Source organism: Acinetobacter sp. UBA6720 (assembly GCF_002454215.1).
Taxonomy (GTDB): Bacteria; Pseudomonadota; Gammaproteobacteria; order Pseudomonadales; family Moraxellaceae; genus Acinetobacter.
Window position 1 is genome coordinate 1 of the sequence record NZ_DKIK01000196.1, and the last position, 2,780, is coordinate 2,780.

Annotated in this window: 3 protein-coding genes and 1 pseudogene; 3 read left to right on the top strand and 1 reads right to left on the bottom strand. The window is 37.8% G+C overall.

What is annotated here, in order from left to right:
- Positions 1-485: nuclear transport factor 2 family protein (locus B4F08_RS16495; RefSeq protein ID WP_291375413.1), on the bottom strand; the 485-nt coding region annotated here is incomplete at its 3' end.
- A gap of 262 nt (positions 486-747) precedes the next feature.
- Between B4F08_RS16495 and uraD the strand changes: the two are divergent.
- The 3 genes and pseudogenes from uraD to B4F08_RS16510 form a co-directional block, all read left to right on the top strand.
- Positions 748-1,249, top strand: a pseudogene (uraD, locus tag B4F08_RS16500) (2-oxo-4-hydroxy-4-carboxy-5-ureidoimidazoline decarboxylase).
- The gene (uraH, locus tag B4F08_RS16505) at positions 1,249-1,584 is read left to right on the top strand and encodes a hydroxyisourate hydrolase (protein WP_151730622.1); all 336 of its coding nucleotides are present in this window, start codon (positions 1,249-1,251) and stop codon (positions 1,582-1,584) included. The pseudogene uraD and the gene uraH overlap by 1 nt, the downstream one beginning before the upstream one ends.
- A 43-nt stretch (positions 1,585-1,627) precedes the next feature.
- Positions 1,628-2,780: nucleobase:cation symporter-2 family protein (locus B4F08_RS16510; RefSeq protein WP_291375416.1), on the top strand; the 1,153-nt coding region annotated here is incomplete at its 3' end.

Consider the following 2,780-nt stretch of genomic DNA (forward strand, 5'->3'; position numbering starts at 1 on the left):
TAGTCTTGTTGGAAAATAATTTGATTCGAACCATTTATTTTCATCTGAGTGACCCCGTATGAAGCCATAGATTTGGTTCGACCAAACATTTTAAAGTCATATGCCATATACCAATGAATATAAGCAGAGTCACGTTGATGTGTGGCGCTCACAAGTTTAACCGTGACATTACTCACACGTTTATTCATGCCTTCAAAGTGTTTGATTAGGTCTTGTTTATTTGAAAATTGAGAAAGTGTGTCATTGATAAATAAACGATCTGCATATAATTCACTGGCATTGTTAACAAAATCTGGTGTACCTAAAGTATTAAAGGCATTCACAAAACGGTTACCAATCATTTGTGCCTTTTCTTGATCGAGAGCCACACCCGTAATATTTTTATCAGCTTGACGATAATCAGATGTATAACTTGGCACGCTTTTACATCCGACGAGCGAAATCAAGGTAAGTGTTGATATTGCTAGAGTTTTTAAGAGTGTCATATTTATCATCCAATTACATACATATTTTGATTCTAGAAGTGAAGGTGTGAATATGACGTGAACTTGAAAAACCATGCTTTTATAGCGATGAAACATAAAGAAACTTTTTTAATTATTGAACAGTAATTTAAGATTTTTTTACTGTTAATTTTACTTAATTCAAAAAATAATTAGTCCTCAAAATTCGGTCTTGGCATGTTCATTGCCTGAATATAAATTGTCTGGTCAGACCAGTCTGACAATGAAATAATTTGGAGCAACAATGAATTTAGAACGATTTAATCTTTTAAATGATGAGCAAGCATTTGAAGCATTAAAACCATGCGTTCATATTCCATCATGGATTGAAAGTATTGTTCTGCAACGACCTTTTGGTTCAGCTGAAGAATTATATCAAGCGGCTGCTTTACAAGCTCGAATATGGCAATGGTCAGAAATATTAGAAGCACTGGCACAACATCCACGAATTGGTGAAAAAAAAAGCTGCCATGACATTAACGGAAAGAGAGCAGCAGTTTTCACAAAAAGAACAGGCTCAGCTTGGTGTAGATCAAGATATTCAACAAGCACTCTTTCAGGGCAATTTAGCTTATGAGCACAAATTTGGTCATATTTTTTTGATTCGAGCGGCAGGGCGTTCAGGTACAGAAATGTTAACAGAACTCAATCGACGTTTAGAAAATTCAGCTGAACAAGAGCAGCAAGAAGTTAAACAACAACTCAGTGAAATTGCATTAATTCGCTTAAAGCAGGAGATTCAATAATGGCAGGTATAAGTACACATATTCTAAATGCTGCATTGGGTAAACCTGCTGTAGGGGTTTCTGTTGAATTATTAAAGGAAACGTCGCAAGGCTATATTTCGATGGGTACGCAATTAACCGATGTAAATGGTCGTATTAAAGCTTTTAATCTTGATTCATTCACAATAGGCAATTATCAGCTCATCTTCAACATTGCCGATTACTTTCAATCTCTAGAGATTGAAAGCTTTTATCCAAAAGTTTGTATCGATTTTACAGTATCGGATATTCATCAGCACTATCACGTGCCTTTATTAATTAGTCCATTTTCCTATTCAACCTATCGCGGTAGCTAGGTACACCATGCATTAACAAAGAATTTTTATAGAGGAAAATTACATGCACAACGATAAAATGCACAGTGAAGCTCGTGCAAGGGTATCTGCAGAACATCAATATTTAGGAATGAATAAAAACATCATTTATGGACTGCAACATGTGCTGACGATGTATGGTGGAATTATTGCACCACCTATCATTATTGGTGCTGCCGCAGGTTTAGAAGCCTCGGAAATAGGTTTTTTGGTTGCTGCGGCACTCTTTGTTGGGGGCATTGCAACAATGTTACAGACCCTAGGCTTTAAACACTTTGGAGCAAAGTTGCCAATAGTTCAAGGAGTCTCTTTTGCTGGTGTTGCAACAATTTTGGCGATTGTCACCGCAGGTGGAGGATTAGCTTCAGCGTTTGGCGCAGTTATTGTTGCGTCATTGATTGGTTTGTTACTCGCACCATTCTTTTCAAAAATTATTCGTTTTTTCCCACCAGTGGTGACTGGTTGTGTGATTACCATGATTGGTATTTATTTATTGCCCGTTGCGATTCGTTGGATGATGGGTGGCAATCCAAAAGCTGAAAATTGGGGAGATCCAGCAAATATTGGTTTAGCTGCGATGACTTTAGCGATTGTCATTATTTTCAGTATGTTAAAAAGTCAGTTAATGCGACGTCTAGCGATTTTAATGGCGATTGCTTTAGGTACGATTATCGCTTCATTGGCTGGATTTGCAGATTTTTCCAAAGTTGCTAATGGTTCTGTGTTCGCTTTTCCTCATATCTTCCATTTCGGCATGCCAGTATTTGAATTTACTGCCATTCTTTCTATGGTGATCGTAACTTTAGTCATTATGACTGAAACTACAGCAGACATTATCGCAATTGGTGAAATTGTTGGAAGCAAAGTTGATTCTAAACGGATTGGAGACGGTCTACGCGCTGATATGTTGTCCAGTGCAGTTGCTCCAATTTTTGGTTCGTTTATGCAAACCGCATTTGCACAAAATGTAGGCTTGGTTGCAATTACAGGGATTAAGAGTCGTTTTGTGGTGGCAACCGCTGGTGGAATTCTGGTGGTTCTAGGATTATTACCTATCGTTGGGCGTTTAGTCGCTGCTATTCCAATGCCAGTATTAGGTGGTGCAGGTATTGTGTTGTTAGACACAGTGGCCGCAAGTGGCATCCGTACATTGGCAAAAGTAGATTATAACGATCATA

What these genes read in the sequence shown, in the direction of transcription:
- uraH (WP_151730622.1), top strand. Translation starts at nt 1,249, where the DNA reads ATGGCAGGTATAAGTACACATATTCTAAATGCTGCATTGGGTAAACCT.